General features: G+C 70.7%; 15 protein-coding genes. 6 read left to right on the forward strand and 9 right to left on the reverse strand.

The genetic code is table 11. The annotated features are described in order from the left end of the window. Positions 1-39: 39 nt before the first annotated feature. A complete protein-coding gene (locus ACFUO4_RS10715; RefSeq protein WP_079309705.1) occupies positions 40-621 on the reverse strand; it encodes a GNAT family N-acetyltransferase in 582 nt (193 codons plus the stop codon). 269 nt (positions 622-890) lie between these two features. Here ACFUO4_RS10715 and secA point away from each other — a divergent pair, with 269 nt between their 5' ends. Further along, positions 891-3,731: a preprotein translocase subunit SecA gene (gene secA / locus ACFUO4_RS10720; protein WP_079309706.1), complete on the forward strand. Its 2,841-nt coding sequence runs from the start codon at positions 891-893 to the stop codon at positions 3,729-3,731. Between the two features lie 175 nt (positions 3,732-3,906). Here the strand turns inward: secA and ACFUO4_RS10725 are convergent, their stop codons facing one another. Beyond that, the gene (locus ACFUO4_RS10725; RefSeq protein ID WP_383482473.1) at positions 3,907-4,650 is read right to left on the reverse strand and encodes an Rv3235 family protein; all 744 of its coding nucleotides are present in this window, start codon (positions 4,648-4,650) and stop codon (positions 3,907-3,909) included. A 368-nt stretch (positions 4,651-5,018) separates the two neighbouring features. On the opposite strand from ACFUO4_RS10725, the gene ACFUO4_RS10730 reads away from it, so the two are divergent. Then, entirely contained in the window at positions 5,019-5,534 is a 516-nt protein-coding gene (locus ACFUO4_RS10730) for a DUF6912 family protein (protein ID WP_383482476.1), read from the forward strand. Between the two features lie 96 nt (positions 5,535-5,630). Continuing rightward, positions 5,631-6,296, forward strand: coding sequence for an HAD family hydrolase (locus ACFUO4_RS10735; RefSeq protein ID WP_383482479.1), 666 nt, complete (start codon positions 5,631-5,633; stop codon positions 6,294-6,296). Positions 6,297-6,660: 364 nt separating this feature from the next. Here the strand turns inward: ACFUO4_RS10735 and ACFUO4_RS10740 are convergent, their stop codons facing one another. Next, positions 6,661-7,227: a DJ-1/PfpI family protein gene (locus ACFUO4_RS10740; RefSeq protein ID WP_383482482.1), complete on the reverse strand. Its 567-nt coding sequence runs from the start codon at positions 7,225-7,227 to the stop codon at positions 6,661-6,663. Positions 7,228-7,723: 496 nt separating this feature from the next. Here ACFUO4_RS10740 and ACFUO4_RS10745 point away from each other — a divergent pair, with 496 nt between their 5' ends. Both ACFUO4_RS10745 and ACFUO4_RS10750 read left to right on the forward strand, forming a co-directional pair. Further along, complete coding sequence (locus tag ACFUO4_RS10745; RefSeq protein WP_383482484.1) at positions 7,724-12,664, forward strand: NAD-glutamate dehydrogenase; 4,941 nt, start codon at positions 7,724-7,726, stop codon at positions 12,662-12,664. Positions 12,665-12,798: 134 nt separating this feature from the next. Continuing rightward, the gene (locus ACFUO4_RS10750; protein WP_079311832.1) at positions 12,799-13,188 is read left to right on the forward strand and encodes a GtrA family protein; all 390 of its coding nucleotides are present in this window, start codon (positions 12,799-12,801) and stop codon (positions 13,186-13,188) included. Here ACFUO4_RS10750 and ACFUO4_RS10755 read toward each other — a convergent pair. Beyond that, positions 13,185-14,039 (reverse strand): ABC transporter ATP-binding protein, encoded by an 855-nt coding sequence (locus ACFUO4_RS10755; protein ID WP_383482487.1) that lies wholly within the window; start codon positions 14,037-14,039, stop codon positions 13,185-13,187. The genes ACFUO4_RS10750 and ACFUO4_RS10755 overlap by 4 nt on opposite strands. Continuing rightward, entirely contained in the window at positions 14,032-14,952 is a 921-nt protein-coding gene (locus ACFUO4_RS10760) for an ABC transporter permease (protein ID WP_059192157.1), read from the reverse strand. Before ACFUO4_RS10760 ends, ACFUO4_RS10755 begins: the two co-directional genes overlap by 8 nt. Positions 14,953-15,144: 192 nt before the next feature. Between ACFUO4_RS10760 and ACFUO4_RS10765 the strand changes: the two genes are divergently transcribed. After that, positions 15,145-15,783, forward strand: coding sequence for a TetR/AcrR family transcriptional regulator C-terminal ligand-binding domain-containing protein (locus ACFUO4_RS10765; protein WP_179143561.1), 639 nt, complete (start codon positions 15,145-15,147; stop codon positions 15,781-15,783). On the opposite strand, the gene ACFUO4_RS10770 is transcribed toward ACFUO4_RS10765, so the two are convergent. From ACFUO4_RS10770 to ACFUO4_RS10785, 4 genes are all read right to left on the reverse strand, one after another. Then, positions 15,770-16,846 carry an ADP-ribosylglycohydrolase family protein gene (locus ACFUO4_RS10770; RefSeq protein ID WP_383482492.1) on the reverse strand — a complete coding sequence of 359 codons (1,077 nt, stop codon included), beginning with the start codon at positions 16,844-16,846 and terminating at the stop codon, positions 15,770-15,772. The genes ACFUO4_RS10765 and ACFUO4_RS10770 overlap by 14 nt on opposite strands. A gap of 285 nt (positions 16,847-17,131) precedes the next feature. Then, positions 17,132-18,112, reverse strand: coding sequence for a UDP-glucose 4-epimerase GalE (gene galE, locus ACFUO4_RS10775; protein ID WP_079311835.1), 981 nt, complete (start codon positions 18,110-18,112; stop codon positions 17,132-17,134). A gap of 43 nt (positions 18,113-18,155) precedes the next feature. After that, entirely contained in the window at positions 18,156-19,415 is a 1,260-nt protein-coding gene (locus ACFUO4_RS10780) for a glycosyltransferase 87 family protein (RefSeq protein WP_383482495.1), read from the reverse strand. A gap of 69 nt (positions 19,416-19,484) precedes the next feature. Next, on the reverse strand, positions 19,485-19,946 hold the full coding sequence (locus tag ACFUO4_RS10785; protein WP_079311837.1) for a MarR family winged helix-turn-helix transcriptional regulator: 462 nt from the start codon (positions 19,944-19,946) through the stop codon (positions 19,485-19,487). Positions 19,947-20,029 lie beyond the last annotated feature (83 nt).

The following is a 20,029-nucleotide window of genomic DNA, read 5'->3' on the forward strand; positions in this document are numbered from 1 at the left end:
GGCGGTGGCACTGACAACGGGGCGTGAGCTGCGCGATCACTACGAGAGCTCCACGCGCGCCGGCAGATACGGTGCCGTCGACGGCAGCCCCAGGTCCGAAGGGAGCAGGGAACCCACCCAGCAGTCCCGGCGTACGCCCTGGTTGACGATGCCGGAGCGCAGCACGCCCTCGACCGTGAAACCGCAGCGCTCCGCCACCGCGCGCGAGGGGTGGTTGCCGACCTCAGCGCGCCACTCCACGCGGTCGATGGACAGCTGGGTGAAGGCCCAGCGGGACGCGGCGAGGACGGCCTCGGTGACGTAGCCGTTGCCGCGGTGTTCCCTCGTGCCCCAGAAGCCGACCTCGGCCGCGCTCATGGAACGCATCGACAGCCCGAGCATGCCCACCAGTTCCTCCCCTTCGGGGAGGAAGAGACCCCACGTGAACATGGAGCCGTTCGTCCAGCCGTCGGGGACGAGCTGGTCCGTGAAACTCTCCGCGTGCTCGCGCAGATACGGCGAGGGGATGGTCGTCCAGCGCTGGATGTCGGGGTCCTGGGCGGCCGCGTACACGGTGTCGGTGTCCGGCGGGCCGACCGTGCGCATCAGCAGGCGGCCGGTGGTGAGCGTGACGGGGTCCATCGGCCGATTCTGCTCGGGGATTCACGACAAGGCCATCTTTTTGCGGTGCGTGAGCGCGTGGTCACCTTTCGCGCAATTCGTCGGCGGAACGCGGCACCATCCGCTACCCCCGGCCGTTGTCCCCTTTGACGGAGATTTGAAGCAGCGGACGGTCGCCGTCCCCGGCAGGCTCCCGGCGTGGCCATGTCCTCGCATACGATGGCCGTTGCTCAGTCAAGTCAAATGGAAACCGACCGTCCCAGGCCCGACCGGCAAGGAGACCAACCCCCGTGTCCGTCCTCTCGAAGATCATGCGTGCAGGCGAAGGCAAGATCCTGCGCAAGCTGCACCGCATCGCGGACCAGGTCAACTCCATCGAAGAGGACTTCGTCGACCTCTCCGACGCCGAGCTGCGTGCCCTGACCGATGAGTACAAGCAGCGGTACGCCGACGGCGAGAGCCTGGACGACCTGCTCCCCGAGGCGTTCGCCACCGTGCGCGAGGCCGCCAAGCGCGTCCTCGGCCAGCGCCACTACGACGTGCAGATCATGGGCGGCGCCGCCCTCCACCTCGGCTACGTCGCCGAGATGAAGACCGGTGAGGGCAAGACCCTCGTCGGCACCCTGCCCGCTTATCTCAACGCGCTGTCCGGCAAGGGCGTTCACCTGATCACGGTGAACGACTACCTGGCCGAGCGCGACTCCGAGATGATGGGCCGCGTCCACAAGTTCCTGGGCCTGGAAGTCGGCTGCATCCTCGCCAACATGACGCCCGCCCAGCGTCGCGAGCAGTACGCCTGCGACATCACGTACGGCACGAACAACGAGTTCGGCTTCGACTACCTGCGCGACAACATGGCGTGGTCCAAGGACGAGCTCGTCCAGCGCGGCCACAACTTCGCCATCGTCGACGAGGTCGACTCCATCCTGGTCGACGAGGCCCGTACGCCGCTGATCATCTCCGGCCCGGCCGACCAGGCCACCAAGTGGTACGGCGACTTCGCCAAGCTGGTCACCCGCCTGAAGAAGGGCGAGGCCGGCAACCCCCTCAAGGGCATCGAGGAGACCGGCGACTACGAGGTCGACGAGAAGAAGCGCACCGTCGCCATCCACGAGGCCGGTGTCGCCAAGGTCGAGGACTGGCTGGGCATCGACAACCTCTACGAGTCGGTGAACACGCCTCTGGTGGGCTACCTGAACAACGCCATCAAGGCCAAGGAGCTCTTCAAGAAGGACAAGGACTACGTCGTCATGGACGGCGAAGTCATGATCGTCGACGAGCACACCGGCCGTATCCTCGCCGGCCGCCGCTACAACGAGGGCATGCACCAGGCGATCGAGGCGAAGGAGGGGGTGGACATCAAGGACGAGAACCAGACGCTCGCCACGATCACCCTGCAGAACTTCTTCCGCCTCTACAAGCGCCACGACCACGACGGCAAGGAACAGCCCGGTCTGTGCGGCATGACCGGTACGGCGATGACCGAGGCCGCCGAGTTCCACCAGATCTACAAGCTCGGCGTCGTCCCGATCCCGACCAACAAGCCGATGATCCGCAAGGACCAGTCGGACCTGATCTACCGCACCGAGGTCGCGAAGTTCGAGGCGGTCGTCGACGACATCGTCGAGAAGCACGAGAAGGGCCAGCCGATCCTCGTCGGCACCACCTCGGTCGAGAAGTCCGAGTACCTCTCGCAGCAGCTCAGCAAGCGCGGCGTCCAGCACGAAGTGCTGAACGCCAAGCAGCATGACCGAGAGGCGATCATCGTCGCCCAGGCCGGCCGCAAGGGCGCCGTGACCGTGGCCACCAACATGGCCGGCCGTGGTACCGACATCAAGCTCGGCGGCAACCCCGAGGACCTCGCCGAGGCGGAGCTGCGCCAGCGCGGCCTCGACCCCGAGGAGCACATCGAGGAGTGGGCGCAGGCCCTGCCGGCCGCCCTGGAGCGTGCCGAGCTCGCCGTGAAGGCCGAGAAGGAAGAGGTCGAGGACCTCGGCGGCCTCTACGTGCTGGGCACCGAGCGGCACGAGTCGCGTCGTATCGACAACCAGCTGCGCGGTCGTTCCGGCCGCCAGGGCGACCCGGGCGAGTCCCGCTTCTACCTGTCCCTCGGCGACGACCTGATGCGCCTGTTCAAGGCCCAGATGGTCGAGCGCGTGATGTCCATGGCCAACGTGCCGGACGACGTGCCGATCGAGAACAAGATGGTCACGCGCGCGATCGCGTCCGCCCAGTCGCAGGTCGAGCAGCAGAACTTCGAGACCCGTAAGAACGTCCTGAAGTACGACGAGGTCCTCAACCGCCAGCGCGAGGTCATCTACGGCGAGCGTCGCCGCGTCCTGGAGGGCGAGGACCTGCACGAGCAGATCCAGCACTTCATGGACGACACCATCGACGCGTACATCGCCGCCGAGACCGCCGAGGGCTTCGCGGAGGACTGGGACCTCGACCGGCTGTGGGGCGCCTTCAAGCAGCTCTACCCGGTGAAGATCACCGTCGAGGAGCTGGAGGACGCGGCCGGCGACCGCGCGGGGCTGACCGCCGACTTCATCTCCGAGTCCATCAAGGACGACATCCACGAGCAGTACGAGGCCCGTGAGGCCCAGCTCGGCTCCGAGATCATGCGTGAGCTGGAGCGCCGGGTCGTGCTGTCGGTCCTGGACCGCAAGTGGCGCGAGCACCTCTACGAGATGGACTACCTCCAGGAGGGCATCGGCCTGCGCGCGATGGCGCAGAAGGACCCGCTGGTCGAGTACCAGCGCGAGGGCTTCGACATGTTCACCGCCATGATGGAGGGCATCAAGGAGGAGTCCGTCGGCTACCTGTTCAACCTGGAGGTCCAGGTCGAACAGCAGGTCGAGGAGGTCCCGGTCGAGGACGAGAAGCCGTCCCTGGACAAGCAGGACGCGGTGCCGGCGCAGGCGGGCGCCCGCCCGGAGATCCGCGCCAAGGGCCTCGACGCCCCGCAGCGCCGGGATCTGCACTTCTCCGCGCCGACCGTGGACGGCGAGGGCGGTGTCGTCGAGGGCGAGTTCGCCGACGACGACGAGCCGGTGCGCTCCGAGGCGGACGGCCTCACGCGCGCGGAGCGGCGCAAGCAGTCGCGTGGTGGGCGCCGTCGTAAGAAGTGACGGTGTCCGCGACGCTGTAGCCGGTTGAAGGGCCGGGTCACCTGGGGTGGCCCGGCCCTTCGGCGTGTGGGTGCGGTCGGCTCGGTCGTTCGGCGTGGGGGTGGGAGCCGGCTCGGTCGTTCGGGCTGCTTCGGGCTGCTTCGGGCCGCGCTCGGCGCTTGTGCGCGCCGTGGTGTCAGTGGTCGGCCGTGCGGCGGTCGCGGGGGCCGCCCAGTTCCACCGCGGTGCAGCGCCAGCGGCGGTCCCGGCCGAGTTCCACGCGGAAGGCCATGGCGCGCAGCTGGTCGCCGGCGCCGATGCGGGCGAAGGCCTCGTAGGCGCCGGGGCGCGGGACGTAGTAGCCGATGTCGCGGACCACGGGGCGGGTGCCGCGGGCGCGGAGGGGGCCGCGTTCGGCGAGCTCGGCCAGCTCGTCGTAGGCCTGGCCGACGGTGTGCCGGAGCATCGAGTGGACGGGGCGCTGGCCACTGAGGACCAGCACGAGGAGCTCGGCGATGTGGTCGGTGGGGTGGAGCTGGGGGACGGGGGTGCGGGGCGTGGGGGCCGGGGGCGCTGAGGTGATGGTGCCGGTCCGGGCCGGGGCCGGGGCTGCCGAGGTGTGGGTGCCGGTCCGGGGGCGAGCGGCCGCGGCGGCTGCGCGGGGCTCCGGGGCGGTGTGGACCGATGTGCCTGGCTGGGTGCCGGTAAGGGGGGTCGCGACGGCCGTGGGGGATCCTGTGGCCGCCGGTGGGCGGTTGTCCGTGGGACGGGTTCGGGTGGTGGCGTTCGGGGAGCCCGGCGGGCGGCCGTCGTCGGGGGTGGCGCGGGGCGTTCCGCCTACCGGGGTGCGGGGCGGGGTGCCGCCGGGGCGGCGCGAGTCGCGGCGGCTCGGCGGGCGGGTGCCGGGGCGGAGCTGCGACCTGGTCATGACCTTGTTCATGGAGATCCCCGTTCGTGGGGCCCGGAGCGGTGCGGTGCGGTGTCATGCCCTGCTGCGTACCGGGCGGTAACTTCGGCGGTTGGGGATCTTGTACGGGGTCGAGGGCGACGGCGGCAAGGAAGAGCGGGGGTGCGGCGAGGGTGCGCAATGTTCGCTTATCCGGGTGATCCGCGGTGCCGGAAGGCCGTGGCCACGGGGGTGCGCCGGGTGAGTTTCCGGACGCGGGTGGACGCCTCCGAGGGGCCGGGCAGGGACTCGAAAGGGGACGCCCGCACGTATCCTGAAGGCTCTTCGGGAGGTCGTCACCGCTCTGCCGGGAGCCTCCGCGGAGCCCTCGTCCACGCTCTTTGACCACGAAAGCGGCAACCATGCGCGTCTACGTCCCCCTGACCCTCTCCGGTCTCGCCGAGGCGTACAAGACGGGCGAGCTGGGGCCCGACCCGCTCGTCGCCTACGCCGTGACGCCCGCGTTGCGCGAGTGGTATCTCTCCGACGACATCGAGGAACTCGAGTACGCGGCGCTGAACCGGGCCGCGCTCGCCTCGCTGCGGCTGCTGGCGGCCGACCCCGATGCGGTGCGGCGCCGGGTCGTGGTCGCGGTCGACGTGCCCGACGGTGCGGCGGTCGCCGACCCCGACCGGGGGCTCGATCCGGCGGCGCTCGGTGAGGTGCGGGTCGCCGGGGGCGTGGCGCTGGCCAAGGCGGCCGCGGTGCATGTCGACGCGGATGACGCGGAGGCGGACGTGACCGCGGGGGCGGAGGCGCTGGCGGCGGCGGACGCCGGGGACGACGACGCGCAGTTCGTCGTGGACGGGACCGAGGACCACGAACTGCTCTGGTACGCCACGCAGGAGATCCCCCACCTGGTGGGGCTGGGCGGCTGAGGCCCAGGCTGGGACCGAGGCTGCCGGCGCGTGCTGGTGGTGCCCTCTGAGCTGCGGGTCTCTTGATTGTCAGTGGGGGCGGGTACGTTTTTGGGCATGGGGATGCACATGGGCGCGCACATCGTCTGGGACTGGAACGGGACGCTGTTCCACGACAACGACGCGATCATCGGGGCGACGAACGCGGCGTTCGCGGAGCTGGGGCTCGCGCCGATCACGATGGAGCAGTACCGGGCGCTGTACTGCGTGCCGGTGCCGAAGTTCTACGAGCGGCTGATGGGGCGGTTGCCCACCGAGGCCGAGTGGCTGGTCATGGACGAGACCTTCCACCGGTACTACAGCGAGCACCGGGTGGGGTGCGGGCTCGCGGTGGGGGCGGCGGAACTGCTCGCGGGGTGGCGGTCGGCCGGGCGCAGCCAGTCGATTCTGAGCATGTACGGGCACGAGGAGCTGGTGCCCCTGGTGCGTGGGTTCGGGATCGAGGCGCACTTCGTTCGGGTGGACGGGCGGGTCGGGCCGTCCGGGGGGAGCAAGGCGGAGCACATGGAGCGGCATGTCGCGGCGCTGGCCGGGGTGGATCCGGCTCGCACGGTGGTGATCGGGGACGCGGCCGATGACGCGGTGGCGGCGTTGCATGTGGGGGCGCGAGCCGTTCTGTACACCGGGGGGTCGCACGGTCGGGCCAGCCTGGAGGCGGTTGGTGTTCCGGTTGTGGACACCTTGGCCGAGGCCGTTGCGGAGGCGGAGCGCATAGCGGCGTGACGTGATGCCGTGACGCGGGGCGCGGGCTGACCGGCGTGGGGGTGCCGTCGCGGGGTTTCGCTTGCCTGCGCAGGCGGGGTGCTGTCGCGGGGTCTTCGCTCGCCCGCGCTGGCGGGGTGCCGCTGCGCCCACCCGTGCCGCCCTGCGGCACGACTGCCCGCAGCGGCGGCGGCAGAGGGGGCGGTGGCGTTGCGGTGGGTGGCGGGTCGGCTGGAGTGGCGGCAGAGGAGGCGGTGCGTCTGCCTGGAGCGGTGGCAGGCAGACGGCAGTCGCTGTCCGGTGGGCGCCGCTCCAGCGGTACGGCTGCTCGCAGCGGCGGGCAGGGACGGTGCCCCAGCGGTACCCCACCTCTGCCTGAGCAGATCTACGTCACCGGCGCCTTCGCCCGCAGTACCGTCAAGAATTCCCGCATCCACGCCGAGTGGTCCGGCCAGGCCCTCGAGGACACCAGGGTGCCGTCGACGACCGCCTCCGTGTCCTGGAAGGTGGCGCCCGCCGCCTGCATGTCGGGTTCCAGGGCCGGGTACGCCGTGACGCGGCGGCCGCGGAGGCCGTCGATCGCGGCCGTGAGCAGGGGGCCGTGGCAGATCTGGGCGACCGGCTTGTCGGCGTCGAAGAAGGACTTCAGGATCTTGCGGAGTTGCGGGTCGTTGCGGAGGTACTCCGGGGCCCGGCCGCCGGGGATGACGACCGCGGCGTACTCGCCGGGGTCGACGTCGGCGAAGGCGAGGTCGGCCGGCCAGGTGTAGCCGGGCTTCTCGGTGTAGGTGTCGAAGCCGGGTTCGAAGTCATGGATGACGAACTGCAGCTTCTTGCGGGTCGGGGCCGCGATGTGGACGTCGTAGCCTTCCTCGCGGAGCCGCTGGTAGGGGTACAGGACCTCCAGGGACTCCGCCGCGTCACCGGTGACGATCAGGATTTTGGCTGTCATGTCGGCAACGTGCATGTGAAACAGGGACTTGGCAAGGGGGCGGGGACTGTTCGGGGGCGGTTCGGGGACTGTGCAGAACGTCAAAATTCGACCCCTGGTTTTGTACACATACGGCTCATGACGGAGCCCCTGTAAGGAGCGATAGCCTTGGTGGCGTGATCAGCGCGATAGTTCGCGGGGGCACTGTCGCCCCTGCCCTGCGCCCGGTGAGCACGGACGACATCCGTGTCCGGGCGTCAGTCGCTGGTCCGCGCGGGCGGGACGGAGGTGCGGAACCCTCCAGGGCGCCGCGCACACCTCGTGACAGGGCCTCCCGGAGATCAGCGTCACACCTTTCGAAGGCGTCGACATTGGCTGATATCACTCCGCCCATCTCACCTCGCGGCATAGCGTCGGAGCGGACCGGACACCCCGGGCCGTGGCGTAGAGCCGCAGAGGGAAGAGACCGTACTTCCTTCTACGTCACGCAACGGCGCGCGACAGGAGCCAGAGGACAATGCAGACCAAGCTGGACGAAGCCAAGGCCGAGCTGCTCGAGAGGGCTGCCCGGGTAGCTGAGAACAGCCCGGTCGGGGGGCACCTACCGACCGGGACGACGGACAAGGGCACCCCTGACCGGGAATCGGTGCTCGCGTTCCTCCAGCGCTACTACCTGCACACCGCCCCGGAGGACCTCACCGACCGCGACCCGGTCGACGTCTTCGGAGCCGCCCTTTCGCATTACCGGCTGGCCGAGAACCGGCCACAGGGCACGGCCAATGTGCGGGTCCTCACGCCCACGGTGGAGGAGAACGGCTGGGCGTGCAGCCATTCGATCGTCGAGGTCGTCACCGACGACATGCCCTTCCTCGTCGACTCGGTCACCAACGAGCTGACCCGGCAGGGACGCGGCATCCATGTCGTCATCCACCCGCAGGTCGTGGTCCGGCGTGATGTGACCGGACAGCTCATCGAGGTGCTCCCGAAGCGCCCCGCCGGCGACCGCGGCGAGCTTCCGCACGACGCGCACACCGAGTCCTGGATCCACGTCGAGATCGACCGCGAGACCGACCGCGCCGACCTCAAGCAGATCACCGCCGACCTGCTGCGGGTCCTCTCGGACGTCCGGGAGGCCGTCGAGGACTGGGAGAAGATGCGCGACGCGGCGCTGCGCATCGCCGAGGACCTGCCCGCCGAGCCCACCGCCGGCGACCTGCCCGAGCAGGAGGTCGAGGAGGCCCGCGAGCTGCTGCGCTGGCTGGCCGCCGACCACTTCACCTTCCTCGGCTACCGCGAGTACCAGCTCCGCGAGGACGACTCCCTCGCCGCCGTGCCCGGCACCGGCCTCGGCATCCTGCGTTCCGACCCGCATCACGCGGGCGACGACAGCCACCCCGTCAGCCCCTCCTTCGAGCGGCTGCCCGCCGACGCCCGGGCCAAGGCCCGTGAGCACCGGCTGCTGGTGCTGACCAAGGCCAACAGCCGCGCGACCGTGCACCGGCCGTCGTACCTCGACTACATCGGGGTGAAGAAGTTCGACGCCCAGGGCAATGTCGTCGGGGAGCGGCGCTTCCTCGGACTGTTCTCGTCCGCCGCCTACACCGAGTCCGTGCGCCGGGTTCCCGTCATCCGCCGCAAGGTGGACGAGGTGCTCCAGCGCGCCGGGTTCTCGCCCAACAGCCACGACGGCCGCGACCTGCTCCAGATCCTGGAGACCTACCCGCGCGACGAGCTCTTCCAGACCCCGGCCGACGAGCTCCAGTCCATCGTCACCAGCGTCCTCTACCTCCAGGAGCGGCGCCGGCTGCGGCTGTACCTGCGCCAGGACGAGTACGGCCGCTACTACTCCGCCCTCGTCTACCTGCCCCGCGACCGGTACACCACCGGCGTCCGGCTGCGGATCATCGACATCCTGAAGGAGGAGCTCGGCGGCACCAGCGTCGACTTCACCGCCTGGAACACCGAGTCGATCCTGTCCCGGCTGCACTTCGTGGTCCGCGTCCCGCAGGGCACCGAACTGCCCGAGCTCAGCGACAGCGACAAGGAGCGCATCGAGGCCCGCCTCGTCGAGGCCGCCCGCTCCTGGGCCGACGGTTTCGCCGAGGCGCTCACCGACGAGCTGGGCGAGGAGCGCGCCGCCGAACTGCTGCGCCGCTACGGCAGCGCCTTCCCCGAGGGCTACAAGGCCGACCACACCCCGCGCGCGGCCGTCGCCGACCTGTGCCACCTGGAGCAGCTCAGCGAGGAGAACAACTTCGCCCTGAGCCTGTACGAGCCGGTCGGCTCGGCCCCCGAGGAGCGCCGTTTCAAGATCTACCGCAAGGGCGAGGCGGTCTCCCTGTCCGCCGTCCTGCCGGTGCTCAGCCGCCTCGGCGTCGAGGTCACCGACGAGCGGCCGTACGAACTGCGCTGCTCGGACCGTACGACCGCCTGGATCTACGACTTCGGTCTGCGCATGCCCAAGTCGCAGAACGGCGCCGGGGACTACCTCGGCGACGACGGCCGTGAGCGGTTCCAGGAGGCCTTCGCCGCGACCTGGACCGGCAAGGCGGAGAACGACGGCTTCAACGCCCTCGTGCTCAGGGCGGGCCTCGGCTGGCGGCAGGCGATGGTGCTGCGGGCGTACGCCAAGTACCTGCGCCAGGCGGGTTCGACGTTCTCGCAGGACTACATGGAGGACACCCTCCGCAACAACGTCCACACCACCCGGCTGCTCGTCTCCCTGTTCGAGGCGCGGATGTCGCCGGACCGGCAGCGCGCGGGCCACGAGATCGTGGACGCCCTCCTCGAAGAGGTCGACGCGGCGCTCGACCAGGTGGCCAGCCTCGACGAGGACCGCATCCTGCGGTCCTTCCTGACCGTCATCAAGGCGACGCTCCGTACGAACTTCTTCCAGGAGGCGGCCGGCGGCAAGCCGCACGAGTACGTGTCCATGAAGTTCGACCCGCAGGCCATCCCCGACCTGCCCGCGCCGCGCCCGGCGTTCGAGATCTGGGTCTACTCCCCGCGCGTCGAGGGCGTGCACCTGCGCTTCGGGAAGGTCGCGCGCGGAGGCCTGCGCTGGTCCGACCGGCGTGAGGACTTCCGCACCGAGATCCTCGGCCTGGTCAAGGCGCAGATGGTGAAGAACACCGTCATCGTGCCGGTCGGCGCCAAGGGCGGCTTCGTCGCCAAGCAGCTGCCCGACCCGAGCGTGGACCGGGAGGCGTGGCTGGCCGAGGGCATCGCCAGCTACAAGGTGTTCATCTCGGCGCTGCTCGACATCACCGACAACATGGTCGCCGGTGAGGTCGTCCCGCCCGCCGACGTCGTACGGCACGACGAGGACGACACCTACCTGGTCGTCGCCGCCGACAAGGGCACCGCCACCTTCTCCGACATCGCCAACGGGGTCGCGGAGTCGTACAACTTCTGGCTCGGCGACGCCTTCGCCTCCGGTGGCTCGGCCGGTTACGACCACAAGGGCATGGGCATCACCGCGCGCGGCGCCTGGGAGTCCGTCAAGCGGCACTTCCGTGAGCTGGGCGTGGACACCCAGGCCGAGGACTTCACGGTCGTCGGCATCGGTGACATGTCCGGTGACGTGTTCGGCAACGGCATGCTGCTCAGCGAGCACATCCGCCTGGTCGCCGCCTTCGACCACCGGCACATCTTCATCGACCCGAACCCGGACTCGGCGACCTCCTACGCCGAGCGGCGCCGCGTCTTCGAGCTGCCGCGCTCCAGCTGGGCCGACTACAACGCCGAGCTCATCTCGGCCGGTGGCGGCGTGTTCCCGCGCAGTGCCAAGGCCATCCCGCTCAACGCGCACATCCGCGAGGCCCTCGGCATCGAGGGCAAGGTCTCCAAGATGACGCCGGCCGACCTGATGAAGGCGATCCTCAAGGCGCCGGTCGACCTGCTGTGGAACGGCGGCATCGGCACGTACGTGAAGTCGAGCGCGGAGTCGCACGCGGACGTCGGTGACAAGGCCAACGACCCGATCCGTGTCGACGGCGCCGACCTGCGCGTCAAGGTCGTCGGCGAGGGCGGCAACCTGGGTCTGACCCAGCTCGGCCGGATCGAGTTCGCCCTGCACGGCGGCAAGATCAACACCGATGCCATCGACAACAGCGCGGGCGTGGACACCTCCGACCACGAGGTGAACATCAAGATCCTGCTCAACGGCCTGGTCGCCGAGGGCGACATGACGGTCAAGCAGCGCAACAAGCTGCTCGCCGAGATGACCGACGAGGTCGGCCGCCTGGTCCTGCGCAACAACTACGCGCAGAACACCGCGATCGCCAACGCCTTGGCCCAGTCCAAGGACATGCTCCACGCCCAGCAGCGCTTCATGAAGCACCTGGTGCGCGAGGGGCACCTCGACCGGGCCCTGGAGTTCCTGCCCACCGACCGCCAGATCCGCGAGCGCCTCTCCAACGGCCAGGGCCTGACCGGCCCGGAGACGGCCGTGCTGATGGCGTACACGAAGATCACGGTCTCCGACGAGCTGCTGCACACCTCGCTGCCCGACGACCCGTATCTGCGCACCCTGCTCGACGCGTACTTCCCGACCGCGCTGCACGAGCAGTTCGCCGACCAGATGCACAGCCACCCGCTGGCCCGCGAGATCATCACGACCGTCCTCGTCAACGACACGGTCAACACGGGCGGTACGACGTACCTGCACCGCCTGCGCGAGGAGACCGGGGCGTCCCTGGAGGAGATCGTCCGGGCGCAGACCGCGGCCCGCGCGATCTTCCGCTCGGCCGCCGTGTGGGACGGGGTGGAGGCCCTCGACAACCGGGTCGAGGCCGCCGTGCAGACCCGTATCCGTCTGCACTCGCGCCGGCTCGTCGAGCGCGGCACGCGCTGGCTGCTCAACAACCGGCCGCAGCCGCTCCAGCTCGCCGAGACCGTCGAGTTCTTCGGCGAGCGGGTCGAGCAGGTGTGGTCGCAGCTGCCGAAGCTGCTGCGGGGCGCGGACCTGGAGTGGTACCAGCAGATCTACGACGAGCTGTCGGGCGCCGGCGTCCCGGACGAACTCGCCACGCGCGTGGCCGGGTTCTCCTCCGCCTTCCCCACGCTCGACATCGTCTCGGTGGCCGACCGCATGGGCAAGGAGCCGCTGGACGTCGCCGAGGTCTACTACGACCTCGCCGACCGGCTGCACATCACGCAGCTCATGGACCGCATCATCGAGCTGCCCCGCGCGGACCGCTGGCAGTCCATGGCCCGCGCCTCCATCCGCGAGGACCTCTACGCGGCCCACGCGGCCGTGACCGCGGACGTCCTCGCGGTCGGCAACGGCACCTCCACTCCCGAGCAGCGCTTCAAGGCCTGGGAGGAGAAGAACGCGGCGATCCTCGGCCGGGCGCGCACCACCCTGGAGGAGATCCAGAGTTCGGAGACGTTCGACCTCGCCAACCTGTCGGTGGCCATGCGGACGATGCGCACGCTGCTGCGGACGCACTCGTAGGCCGTACGAGCTCGTAGTGCGGTACGAGCAACAGGGCGCCCCGGGCCGGGAATCGGCTCGGGGCGCCCTTTTCTTGGCTTGCTTTAGGCAAAGGGAAGGGCCACGAATTACCGTTTCCCGCTAAGAGTTGAGCCGTGAACGCGTGGGTTGTCGGCGGCGGCGGTGCCGTGGTGAATTTCGCCGTCTTCAATGTGCTGCTGCACGGGCTCGACCGGCAGGCACTGGTGGCGACGGTACTCGCGAGCATCATCGCCGTGTTCACGAACTATCTGGGCCTGCGCCTCCTCGCCCACCGCGACCGCGCGGCGGGCATCGGTGAGCGGCCCACCCTGTTCTTCGCCTTCCGCGGGATCGGCGTGGTGATGGAGAGCGGCCTGTTCTACGTCGGCTATCACGGCCTCGGCCTTCACGGACCGCTCGGGTCGAACGCCGTGAAGGCCGTGTCCCTCGTGCTGGCGTCGGCTTTCCGGTTCCTGGTCCGGCGCACGTGGGCGGTGCCGCAGGAGGCGCTCAGCCGGTCCTAGACGGCGGCCTTCGGCTTCGGCTTGGCCTTGGGCTTCGTGGTCGTCTTGTCGCCGGTGAAGGCCTCGTACTCCTTCAGGACGTCCTCGGTGGGTCCGTCCATGCGCAGCTCGCCGCGCTCCAGCCACAGCACCCGGTCGCAGGTGTCGCGGATCGACTTGTTGTTGTGGCTGACCAGGAACACCGTGCCGGCGTGCTTGCGCAGCTCGCGGATGCGCTGCTCGGAGCGCTTCTGGAAGGAGCGGTCGCCGGTGGCGAGGGCCTCGTCGATGAGGAGGACGTCGTGGTCCTTGGCGGCGGCGATGGAGAAGCGCAGCCGGGCGCCCATGCCGGAGGAGTACGTGCGCATGGGCAGGGTGATGAAGTCGCCCTTCTCGTTGATGCCGGAGAAGTCGACGATCTCCTGGTAGCGCTCCTTGATCTGCTCGCGGGACATGCCCATCGCGAGGCCGCCGAGGTAGACGTTGCGCTCGCCGGTGAGGTCGCCCATCAGGGCCGCGTTCACGCCGAGGAGGGAGGGCTGGCCGTCGGTGTAGATGGCACCGCTCTCCACGGGGAGCAGGCCCGCGACCGCCTTCAGCAGGGTCGACTTGCCGGAGCCGTTGGTGCCGATGAGCCCGATGGCCTCGCCCTTGTAGGCGACGAACGACACCTTCTTCACCGCGTGCACCTTGCGGACGCCGGACGCCTTCTCGGTCTGCTTGCGGCGCATGATCCGGTTCAGGGCGGCGGTCGCGGAGCCCTTGCCGGCGCCGGTGCCGTTGACGCGGTAGACGATGTCGACGTTGTCGGCGATGACGGTGGGGGCGTTCTCGTCGACGCTCGGGGCGTTCTCGTAGGTCTGCTCAGCCACGGCCGTACGTCTCCTCAGCCTTCCAGAAGTAGATGAAGCCGCCGACTCCGGCGAGCAGGGCCCAGCCCGTCGCGATCAGCCACACGTGGGCGGGCAGCTGGCTGGAGTGGAAGCTGTCGATCAGCGCGAAGCGCATCAGGTCGATGTAGATGGCGGCCGGGTTGGCCTGGAGGACGGGAACGACCCAGGACGGCCAGTCGCTGTGCTTGCTGGCCAGGTGCTCGATGCTCCACATGACGCCCGAGACGTACATCCAGGTGCGCAGGACGAACGGCATCAGCTGCGCGATGTCCGGGGTCTTGGCGCCGAGCCGGGCCATGACCATCGAGACACCGGCGTTGAACACGAACTGCAGGGCCAGCGCCGGGACCGCCAGCACCCAGGACACCGCCACCGGCACCCCGAAGCAGAGCAGGATCACGACCAGGGCGCACATCGAGAACAGCAGCTGCTGGAGCTGCTGGAGGCAGAACGAGATCGGCAGCGCGGCCCGCGGGAAGTGCAGGGCGCGCACCAGGCCGAGGTTGCCGGAGATCGCGCGGGTGCCCGCCAGGATCGAGCTCTGCGTGAACGTCCAGATGAACACGCCCGTCACCAGGAACGGGACGTAGTCCGGCACGCCCTTCTTGGTGCCGAGCAGCACACCGAAGATGAGGAAGTAGACCGCCGCGTTGAGCAGCGGGTTCATCACCTGCCAGACCTGGCCGAGCTTGGCCTGGCTGTACTGGGCGGTGAGCTTGGCGGTGGAGAAGGCGGTGATGAAGTGGCGCCGGGCCCACAGCTGCCGGATGTACTCGGGCAGGGTCGGGCGGGCACCGCTGACCGAGAGGCCGTGGCGGGCGGCGAGGGCCGCGAGGTCGGCCTCGACCGGGGGCGCCGGTGCCGAGGGCGGTGTGTGGAGGACCTGGCTCACATCCGCTGCTTTCACTTGGGGGGTACGGAAGGGGTCGGCGCCCGGCGTTTCCTTACGCTTCTCTTTGCGTTCTCTTACGTCGGGACGGGACCGTATCGTCGCAACGTGAGCGTAGGCCGAGTGGGCGTCGGAACGCAACCGTTTCGTCGTGACGCGTTGCGTGGGGACGGGACCGTATCGTCGTAACGCCCTATGCTGGTCCGCATGACGACGAACGCCGACGAGCCTCAGACGCGTCCGCGCCGCCGGGCCCCCGCCGGGGCGGCCGTCCTGCGGGAGGACGTGACGGAAGCCATCCGGGCGGCCGTCTTCGAGGAGCTCGCGGCGGTCGGCTACGCGCGGATGTCCATCGAGGGCATCGCGCGGCGGGCGGGCGTGGGCAAGACGGCGGTGTACCGCCGCTGGCGTTCCAAGCTGCACCTGGTGCTGGACGTGGTCTCGGCGCTCGCCGTGCAAGGGTTGCCGGCGCCGGACACGGGCGCGCTGGAGAGCGATCTGCGGCTGCTGTACGAGCTGACGTCCCGGGCGCTGCGGCACCCCGTGGCCTCGCAGATCCTGCCGGACCTCCAGGCGGAGGCGGCGCGCAATCCCGAGATCGCGGAAGCCGTGCAGAAGGCGCTGCGGGACGGGCAGGAGGGCGTCGCCAGCAAGATCATCGTGGCGGCGGAGCAGCGCGGTGAGATCCGGGTGGGCCCCGACGACGAACTGGCCCTCGACCTGATCTCCGGGCCGCTGTACTGGCGCTCGGTCGTGATCCGCAGCCCGAAACTGCCGAAGGGCTACCTGGACGCGCTGGCGCGGTCCACCGCGGCGGCGATCAAGGCGTTGTAGGCGCTATCGGCGCTGTAGGTCGCGGCGCCGGGGGTGCTCCGCCGCTCCAGAGCCGCCGGGTGAGTTCCGTCAGGTCCGGTGTGCGCAAGGTCCGGCCGCCGAAGCCGGGCAGCGGGACGTGGAGCGCCTCGGTCCAGCGTGCCGGGACGGCGCCCAGTCCGTGCACGGCTCCCGCCAGGGCCCCCGTCACCGCGGCGACGGTGTCCGTGTCGCCGCCGAGGTCGATTGCGGCGCGTACGGCGTCCTCGTAGGAGGCGGTGGTGCGCAGGGCCCAGACGGCCGAGCCGAGGCAGGGCCAGACGGCGCCGTTGAACTCCGTCGCCAGGTCGGGGTGCCAGTCGGGGGCCAGGACGGTGGCGTAGCGGGCGCGGTGGTCGGGGTGGACGGCGGCGAGGGTGGCCGGGAGCGCGGCCAGCGGGTCGGCGCCGGAAAGGGCGACGCGGATCGACTCGTGCAGGACGGCCGTGCCTTCCCAGGCGGCGCGGTCGCCGTGGGTGAGGGCGGAGAGCCGGCGGGCGGCGGCCATGGTGGCCTCCCGTCCCTGGCGCGCGAAGTGGACGGCGGAGGGGGCCGCGCGCATCAACGCCCCGTTTCCGGCGGCCCGTTGATTGGTTTGGAAGTGCAGGGCGGCGGCCAGGTCCCAGGGGTCGCCGCTCGTCAGCACGGCCTCGGTCTGCAGGCCGATGTCCTTCGGTTCCGCGGCCGCCCAGCGCCGGAAGCGGTGGAACACGTCCGGCAGTTCGAGGCCGCCGCACTCCAGCAGCGACTCCGCCGTCAGTACGGCCATCTGCGTGTCGTCCGTGGCCTCGCCGGGGTCCCAGCCGCCGCCCCCGCACATCTCGCCGCCGTGCCCCGGCCGCGGGAACCGTGCGGAGAAGGCACCCTCGGGGCCGAACTCGAAGGGCGCGCCCAGCGCGTCACCGACGGCGGAGCCGATGACGCAGCCGAGGGCGCGGTCGAGGGCGGGATCGAGAGGGCGGTCGGAGGCGCGATCGAGGGGGCCGTCGGGGGTGTGGTCGGGAGTGCGGTCCGGGGTGTGGTCGGTGTCGCCGGGGGTGGTCATCCGGGCAGGTTAGGCCGAGAAAGCACCCCTTCGGGGCCGAACCCGAAGGGTGCGGTCAGGGGCCCGACGGCGGCCGGGCCGATGACGGGGCCGAGGGCACGGCCGGGGGCGGCCTCGCCGGGGCGGTCATCCGGCGGGCCTGCCGGGAGCCGGGAGGCGGACCGCCGCGCTCGATCACGGGACGTCTCCGGATGTAGCCGACGCCGTCCTCGTCCCGGGCCGGCTCAGGACGCAATCGACGCCGTCCTCGTCCCGGGCCGGCTCCGGATGCAGCCGACCCCGTCCTCAGGCGCGGGCCGCCTCCGGATGTAGTCGTACCCAGCCCTCCCAGGCCGACGTGATCATGTCCTGGACGTCGAGTTTGGCCTTCCAGCCGAGTTCTGTCGTGATGCGGTCGGCGGAGGCGACCACGCGGGCCGGGTCGCCGGGGCGGCGGGGATGAATGCTCGGGGCGCGGTGGTGGCCCGTCACGGCGTTGATGTGGTCGATCATCTCGCGGACGGAGACGCCCTCGCCGCGGCCGATGTTGAGGGTGAGCTCGCGGCCGGGGGCGGAGCGCAGCGCGCGGGCGGCCGCCACATGGGCCTCGGCCAGGTCGACCACGTGGATGTAGTCGCGGACGCAGGTGCCGTCCGGCGTCGGGTAGTCGTCGCCGAAGATGCGCGGGGGCGCGTGCTCCGTGAGCTTCTCGAAGACCATCGGGACGAGGTTGTAGACGCCCGTGTCGGCGAGGGCGGGAGTCGCCGCGCCCGCCACGTTGAAGTAGCGCAGGGAGGCGGTGGCGAGGCCCGTCGCCCGGCCCGTCGCGCGGACCAGCCATTCGCCCGCCAGCTTCGTCTCGCCGTACGGCGACATCGGCACGCACGGCGTCTCCTCCGTCACCAGCTCCACGTCCGGCATGCCGTACACCGCCGCCGAGGAGGAGAACACGAACGACGGCACCCCGGCCGCGGTGACCTGCTCCAGCAGGACGCGCAGGCCCTCCACGTTCTCCCGGTAGTAGTGCAGCGGCAGGTCGACCGACTCGCCGACCTGCTTCTTCGCCGCCAGATGCACCACCCCGGTGATCGCGTGGTCGGTCAGCGCGCGCGCCACGCGCTCGGCGTCCAGCGTGGAGCCGACCACCAGCGGCACCCCGTCGGGCACCCGCTCGGCGATCCCCGTCGACAGGTCGTCGTACACCACCGTGTGCTCGCCCGCCTCGGTCATCGCGCGCACGACGTGCGCCCCGATGTATCCGGCGCCGCCGGTGATCAGCCAGGTCATGTACGGCCGTCCCCTCGTCAGGTGAAGCATGGTGGAGCTGCTGTCAGTCAACCAGGCGCGGCACCCCGCCGCGGACGCCTGTGGACCCGCCCTGTGAACGAGCGGGCGCGGGCAGCGGTGCCCGTCCGGCGGTCGTGGTGCGCCACAGGCGGCTGTACGACAGTGCCGCCGCCCACACCAGCAGGCCGTTGCGGACGACCATCAGCGCGCAGCCCGTCCAGGTGGCCGCCTCCACCTCGGCGTACAGCACCGGATACACCACCGCGCTGACCGCCGTCGCCGCCACGATCAGCGCGGCGACCGGCCGCTGGGCGGTGTGCCGCGAGGTCAGGCACACGGCGGCCAGGCCCAGCAGCCAGATCATGTACTGCGGGCTGATCACCCGGCTGGTGACCGTGAACAGGAGTACGGCCGTGAGGGCCGCGTCGTAGGGGGTCCCCGGGCCCCGGTGCCGGGCCCGCCACCGCCACCGGAGGAGGAGTCCGAAGGCCACCGCCGTGGCGGCCAGCGAGGCGTGGGCGACGAGGGACACGTACGGGCCCGTGTACTCCAGTGCCCCGTACTGGTAGCGCACCGTGCCCGGCCAGCCCATGTGGGTCGCGAGGCCGAGGGCCGTGCCGCCCAGCGACTCGATCTGTACGCCCCGGCCACCCTGCTGGCGCAGGAACGCGAAGGGGTTGTCGAAGCGGGCCAGCAGAACGGCCAGGGCCGCCGCTCCCGTCAGCGCCGCCCACCGCCCCACCGACCGCGTCGCACGGCCCCGCTCCACGCCGAGCAGCACCAGCACCGGCCACACCTTCACCAGCGCGCCCAGCGCCGCGAACGCGCCGCACGCGCGCATGGAGCGCGGCAACGTCAGCAGCGCGAGGACGGCCAGGGCGGTGACCTGCACGTCGTAGCGGGCGAGCGGGACGTGGAGGAGGAGCGGGAGGCCGCCGGTCCACAGGGCCGCGCCGCGCAGGCTGCGCCCCGGACGCGTGCCCGCGCGGGACAGCGCGTACATGATCACCGCGTCGGCGAGGAGCGTCACGGCCACGAACGACCGGAAGTACGTCAGGCCGGGCAGGAGGGCCGGCGCCAGCAGGACCGGGGCCGCGCCCGGCGGGTACTGCCACAGCGGGTCGTGCGCGGGGAAGGCACCGGCGGACAGGACGCCGTACCAGTGGCCGTACAGCCGCCACACCTCACGGGCGACGCCACCGCCGCCCAGCAGCGGCAGCGAGTCGTGGGCGAGCAGCCACAGCATCAGGGCGCGGGTGGTGAGCCAGGTGGCGCCCAGCAGGAGGAGGGGGTGGCGGTTCATCACGGCGGATCGTAAGCCGTGCGAATGCCGTATCAGCGCCCATACATGCCGATAGCGGCCTGCTGAGGCTCAGGCCTTCTCCTCCACCGCCGCCGCGTCCAGCGCCGTCGTCAGTTCGTCCAGCCGGGACCGCAGGGCCCGGATCTCGTCGACGTCGAAGCCGGTCGCGGCGGCGATGCGGCGGGGCACCTGGAGGGCGGACTCGCGCAGGGCCGTGCCCTCCTCGGTGAGCCGGACCTCCACCGACCGCTCGTCGCGCGCGCTGCGCTCCCGGCGGACCAGGCCGGCCGCCTCCAGCCGCTTGAGCAGCGGCGAGAGCGTGCCGGAGTCGAGGCGCAGATGCTCGCCCAGCTTCTTGACCGGCAGGTCGCCCCGCTCCCACAGGACCAGCATCACCAGGTACTGGGGGTACGTGAGCCCCAGGTCCTTGAGGATCACGCGGTAGACGCCGTTGAAGGCGCGGGACGCGGCGTGCAGGGAGAAGCAGATCTGCTGGTCGAGGCGGAGCCAGTCGCTCGTGGGCGTGGTCATGCCTCCAGGATAGCTCTCGGAGGCAATTTAGTTGTGCACAACTGAATTGTGTGCTCTACTTGTGGTCATCGGTTCACGGCCCC

Source organism: Streptomyces sp. NPDC057280, assembly GCF_042668605.1.
Lineage (GTDB): Bacteria > Actinomycetota > Actinomycetes > Streptomycetales > Streptomycetaceae > Streptomyces.

What these genes read in the sequence shown, in the direction of transcription:
- ACFUO4_RS10715 (WP_079309705.1), bottom strand. Translation starts at nt 621, where the DNA reads ATGGACCCCGTCACGCTCACCACCGGCCGCCTGCTGATGCGCACGGTC.
- ACFUO4_RS10725 (WP_383482473.1), bottom strand. Translation starts at nt 4,650, where the DNA reads ATGAACAAGGTCATGACCAGGTCGCAGCTCCGCCCCGGCACCCGCCCG.
- ACFUO4_RS10730 (WP_383482476.1), top strand. Translation starts at nt 5,019, where the DNA reads ATGCGCGTCTACGTCCCCCTGACCCTCTCCGGTCTCGCCGAGGCGTAC.
- ACFUO4_RS10735 (WP_383482479.1), top strand. Translation starts at nt 5,631, where the DNA reads ATGGGGATGCACATGGGCGCGCACATCGTCTGGGACTGGAACGGGACG.
- ACFUO4_RS10740 (WP_383482482.1), bottom strand. Translation starts at nt 7,227, where the DNA reads ATGACAGCCAAAATCCTGATCGTCACCGGTGACGCGGCGGAGTCCCTG.
- ACFUO4_RS10745 (WP_383482484.1), top strand. Translation starts at nt 7,724, where the DNA reads ATGCAGACCAAGCTGGACGAAGCCAAGGCCGAGCTGCTCGAGAGGGCT.
- ACFUO4_RS10765 (WP_179143561.1), top strand. Translation starts at nt 15,145, where the DNA reads ATGCTGGTCCGCATGACGACGAACGCCGACGAGCCTCAGACGCGTCCG.
- ACFUO4_RS10770 (WP_383482492.1), bottom strand. Translation starts at nt 16,846, where the DNA reads ATGACCACCCCCGGCGACACCGACCACACCCCGGACCGCACTCCCGAC.
- galE (WP_079311835.1), bottom strand. Translation starts at nt 18,112, where the DNA reads ATGACCTGGCTGATCACCGGCGGCGCCGGATACATCGGGGCGCACGTC.
- ACFUO4_RS10780 (WP_383482495.1), bottom strand. Translation starts at nt 19,415, where the DNA reads ATGAACCGCCACCCCCTCCTCCTGCTGGGCGCCACCTGGCTCACCACC.
- ACFUO4_RS10785 (WP_079311837.1), bottom strand. Translation starts at nt 19,946, where the DNA reads ATGACCACGCCCACGAGCGACTGGCTCCGCCTCGACCAGCAGATCTGC.